Source organism: uncultured Halovibrio sp., assembly GCF_913056445.1.
Lineage (GTDB): Bacteria > Pseudomonadota > Gammaproteobacteria > Pseudomonadales > Oleiphilaceae > Halospina > Halospina utahensis_B.
The window spans coordinates 1-4,277 of the sequence record NZ_CAJXMA010000133.1 but is presented as its reverse complement, the minus strand read 5'-3'; the positions used below and the strand labels follow the sequence as shown (position 1 = coordinate 4,277).

The window sequence follows — 4,277 nt, the reverse complement described above, 5'->3', positions numbered from 1 at the left end:
GGTTCTGGTTCTGGTTCTGGTTCTGGTTCTGGTTCTGGTTCTGGTTCTGGTTCTGGTTCTGGTTCTGGTTCTGGTTCCCTGGGTTCCGATTCCTCGGTTGTTTCGGATTCGGACGAGGTGCTTTCCTTCTGCGAGGGCGGCGGTGCCTGGGTGTTGACCACGATTCCGCGCTTGCCGGTGTCCGGGCCTGGCATTTCGGGCCTGTCCACGGGCCAGCGGAACAGCACCGCCAGGTGCAGGATCACCGCAAGGCTGATGGAGACAATGGCAATGAGCGAGCGGGTGCGTTCCGGTGTCATTGGCCCGGGTCCGTCAGCAGGATGACCTGGGGGTGACCGGCCTCGTCCAGGGTCTGGAACAGGCTTTCAAGCTCCGCCATGGAAAGCTGCTCGTCCACGCCCAGCCGCAGCCGGTCGGATTCGTCGTAATCGGGCAGCTTTTCGCCCAGTGCGCTCCGCTCAATGGGCGAGCCCTCGAAGCGCAGGTTGCCGTCCGCTTCCACCACCAGATCCATGTCCGGGCGGCGTTCATCGCGGCCGTTGGCGGTATCCGGAAGCGCGGGAAGCTGGTCCTGGAGGACGATCCCCACGATCAGGAAGAACAGAAGCAGCAGGAAAACCACGTTGATCAGCGGCAGCAACCCTTCCTCAAGCTTCTCGGTCAGCGAGGGGTCATTGTCGGATTCGGGGAAAAACGGTTGTTGCTGTTTCATGGGGCGTCCGGGGTTTTGCCTGCGTCACGCTCCCAGCTGGCGCTGACACCGGCGTCATCGGCCACGCCCAGCCAGTGGGTGAAACGGCCCAGGGCCACGTCATCATCGGTGCTGATCTCGATGCGTTCGCCCCCGAAGTTCTGGATTCGCTCCGTCAGCGCCGGTTCATCCAGCGTCTCGCCATTCCACTTGAGTCCTTCCTCTGTCAGGTGGAGTCGGGCCGGTGTGTCGTCCGATGCCTCGCCGCCGGAATCCGGGGCCGGTGTATCCAGCTGCAGCAGGCCGACCGGCTCCATGCGGGAGGTGAGCATGAAGAACAGCAGCAGAATGAAGACCACATCGATCAGCGGCGTGAGCCGGATGGGCACACGCCGGCTGGGTCGGGGCTCAAGCCATTGCATGGCGCTGGGTGTTTTCCTGCCTGTGGTCGTCGCTGTGCTGCTGGGCCCCGGTGGCGGTAACCGCCTCGCGGGGCTGGTTGCCCGGCACTTCGCGCCGGAAGATCCGGACCAGCAGGTCGTTGATGTGTTGCTGCATGCGCCGCATCCGGAACTCCATCCAGGCGGCAATGGCAGCGAAGGGAATGGCGATGGCCAGGCCCGTTGCGGTCGTGGACAGGGCCTCGTAGATACCGCCGCTGAGTTCGGCGGGGTCCGCCTGGCCCTGAGCGTTCGCCATGGCGTCAAAGGCCGTCATCATGCCCATCACGGTGCCGAGCAGGCCGATCAGCGGTGCCAGCGCGGCGATCACTTCCAGGATCTTCAGGGGCGATTCAAAGGGCAGAAGGAGGCGCTGGGCGCGGCGGGCGACTTCATCGCGCAGGCTGCTTTCCGTCTCGCCCTGGCTGCGGCGGTGCATGACGAATGCCAGAAGCCCGGCGAGCGGGTTGCGCTGGCCGCTGAGACTGCGACGGGCGGCATCGTCCTCGCCGTCACACCACTGGTCGACGCCATCCCGGATGCGGCGGTTGAGCCGGGGCGCCTGCAACAGGCTTATCACCAGCGTGTAGAGCGCCGTGCCCAGCCCGAGCACGGAAATGGCCAGGAGTACGCCCATCACAGGGCCACCCATTGCGAGGAGTTCGGTTATCGGGGCAAGCAGTTCCCCGGTAGTGGGTGTGGAAAGACTCATAAGCGTTGCCAGCCCCTCTAAGGGGTAATCCGCGAAGCGATGATCGAATGATAAACATTATCATTCAAAAAGTGAAGGGACCTGGAGCAGGATGCAGGCACCCGGGGCCCTAAAGGGCGCCGGGTGCGGGTAGCAGCCTTCGCGGGTGCGTCAGTGGAGGTGGGTGCGGCTGTCGCCGGCAAATGGCGCCTTCTCGTCGAGTTTTTCCGTTACCGTATCGATGATGTCCAGATAGGTGCTGGATTCACGGAAGGACTCCGTGGCCGGCGCGAAAACATCGCCCAGGCTTGGCTGCATGGGGGGGTCCTTGCCGGGGTCCGCCTCATCGCGCAGATGGGTCAGCTCCCTCAGACCGGTGACGACCCCCATACGCGGCTCGCGGATCTGTTCATAGGCACGGAAGTACAGGCAGCCGGGAGTACCGATCTGGACGATCAGCGTATCCAGGGATTCGTCCTCCCCGTCGCGCTGGATGGTGGTCCAGGCGGAGAAATAGAGCATGACCGCCGGAGCGTCCATTTCCTCACGTACCGTTCGAAGGGCGTTCTGCCATTCCTCGTTTTCCGCATCCTCCGGCAGTCCGCCGAGTACGAGCTGGACGTTGTTACCATCGCCGAGCACCACGGCTGTCGGTGGTACGTCGTATTCCCCGAGAATACCGGCATGGGCAATGGTGATGGCGTCGTGCATGAGATCGGTCACGGGCACCTCCCTTGGAGTCGGGTCAGGTCGTTCACTGGGACCTGACCCTAGAATAGACGCTTTGGCAGGGAATCTCGACCCCCGTTCAGCGGGAACCATCGGTATGGCATAGTGACAGCGTGTTACCCGCCCCAGGAGAAGAGGATTTGTCGCACACTCCCGAGCAGCGCCTTTACCGCGCCTGGCTGGTCATGGCCCTGCTTATCACAGTTATGGGGGTTGCGGCCCTGGCATACAACCCGGTGCCGGCGATTGTGACCCTTGCGGCCGCCGCGTTCTGTGGCTGGCGGGCCTGGCTTGCCCGCCCCCGTGCGCCGGAGCCGCTGTCTTTCCGGCTGGAAACGGATCCCGCCCCGGGTTCGCTCGGGGGCGACGTGGGCGGCCGGCTCTACCCTGAGGACGGCACTGCCTTCCCGGCGGACCCCGAGGTCACCCTGGTCTGCACCCGACTCTGCGAGAAAGCCGGCCACCAGACGGTCTCCCACCGTCGTGACTGGGTCTGGTGGGAGACCCGGCCGGCCTTCACCGAGTCAAACTGCCTGGCTTTCCGCTTCGAGCCGCCGGGGTCACTGACCGGCACGGAGCCAAGGCCGGACCTCAGCGAGACCGAATGGCGCTGTCATCACTATTGGACGCTGGTGGTGCAAGGTACTGTAGCGGGCCAGGTGCGTGAACAGCGGCTACGGCTTCGGGTGACGCCCGGGGATGCCCGTATGGTTCAGCCGCTCGCCCCTGAGTCGGAAGGGCGCAACCAGCCTCTGGCCCGGGATGAACAGGAACCGGCGGACGCCATGCTCGAAGCCTGATTGCGGCCGATGCGGATTGCGCCGACCCCGGGCCTGCACCATGCTGAGGCTGTCACCGTTCCGATGAGGCCGTCATGAATACCGAGCTGCTTGAGATCCGCGACCACATGGCCCGCTTCCCGCCGTTCGACGGCCTGGATGATGACCTTATTGATGACGTTGCCGGGTCTGTTGATGTGGCCTATTTCAAGGCGGGCTCCATGATCCTGGAGGCCGACCGCGAACTCCACGACCTGTGTTACATCCGAAGCGGCGCGGTGGAGATCTACCGCCGCAACAACGACCTCTACAACCGCCTGGGCGAAGGCGATATCTTCGGGCACTTCAACCTTCTGCGGAATAACAGGGTGCGCTTCCCGGCGCGGGCCATGGAAGACACTCTCATCTATTTCATACCGGATTCGGTTTTCTATCAGCTCTGCGAAACGGACGACGCCTTTGCCGAGTTCGTGGAAGTAGAGAAGCCGCGCCTGCAGGCCACAGTCGAGGCCCAGCACAAGAGTAACGACCTGATGAGCACGCGGGTGCGCAAGCTGGTGAACCGCCTGCCCCTGCTGCTCGAGACGGATACCACGGCGCAGGATGCGGCTGCCCGTATGACCGGGGAGAATGTCTCTGCGGCACTGGTGGTGGAGCCCGCTGTGGATGCGGACTCGGTGATCTACACGGGGGCTGATGGGCGTCAGTGGGCCCTCAGGGGCATCCTCACCGATGCTGACCTGCGGGTGCGGCTGGTGGCCGAGGGGCTTTCAGGAGAAACCCCCGTGAGTCAGCTGCACAGCGGTACACTGATCTCGATCCAGTCGGATGAAACCGTGCAGGAGGCGATGCTCAGCATCCTGCGTAACAACGTCCAGCATCTGCCGGTGCTGCATCGCCGGCGGCCCATCGGGCTTCTGCATCTTTCCGACATCATCCGGTATGAA

7 protein-coding genes are annotated in these 4,277 nt (G+C 63.9%); 2 read left to right on the top strand and 5 right to left on the bottom strand.

Features of this window, described 5'->3' with window-relative positions; translation table 11 throughout:
- The 5 genes from QZ501_RS14960 to QZ501_RS14940 all read right to left on the bottom strand — a co-directional run.
- Nucleotides 1-299: hypothetical protein (locus tag QZ501_RS14960; RefSeq protein WP_295720619.1), on the bottom strand; the 299-nt coding region annotated here is incomplete at its 3' end.
- Nucleotides 296-712 carry a biopolymer transporter ExbD gene (locus tag QZ501_RS14955; protein WP_151440281.1) on the bottom strand — a complete coding sequence of 139 codons (417 nt, stop codon included), beginning with the start codon at nucleotides 710-712 and terminating at the stop codon, nucleotides 296-298. The genes QZ501_RS14960 and QZ501_RS14955, both read right to left, overlap by 4 nt.
- On the bottom strand, nucleotides 709-1,113 hold the full coding sequence (locus QZ501_RS14950; protein ID WP_151440283.1) for a biopolymer transporter ExbD: 405 nt from the start codon (nucleotides 1,111-1,113) through the stop codon (nucleotides 709-711). The genes QZ501_RS14955 and QZ501_RS14950 overlap by 4 nt, the downstream gene beginning before the upstream one ends.
- Complete coding sequence (locus QZ501_RS14945) at nucleotides 1,100-1,843, bottom strand: MotA/TolQ/ExbB proton channel family protein (protein ID WP_151440285.1); 744 nt, start codon at nucleotides 1,841-1,843, stop codon at nucleotides 1,100-1,102. The genes QZ501_RS14950 and QZ501_RS14945 overlap by 14 nt, the downstream gene beginning before the upstream one ends.
- A 150-nt stretch (nucleotides 1,844-1,993) precedes the next feature.
- Nucleotides 1,994-2,545, bottom strand: coding sequence for a hypothetical protein (locus tag QZ501_RS14940; RefSeq protein ID WP_295720615.1), 552 nt, complete (start codon nucleotides 2,543-2,545; stop codon nucleotides 1,994-1,996).
- Between the two features lie 146 nt (nucleotides 2,546-2,691).
- On the opposite strand from QZ501_RS14940, the gene QZ501_RS14935 reads away from it, so the two are divergent.
- Together QZ501_RS14935 and QZ501_RS14930 are read left to right on the top strand one after the other, a co-directional pair.
- Nucleotides 2,692-3,351 (top strand): hypothetical protein, encoded by a 660-nt coding sequence (locus QZ501_RS14935; protein ID WP_295720613.1) that lies wholly within the window; start codon nucleotides 2,692-2,694, stop codon nucleotides 3,349-3,351.
- 74 nt (nucleotides 3,352-3,425) lie between these two features.
- On the top strand, nucleotides 3,426-4,277 hold an 852-nt coding region (locus tag QZ501_RS14930), incomplete at its 3' end, for a cyclic nucleotide-binding domain-containing protein (RefSeq protein WP_295720611.1).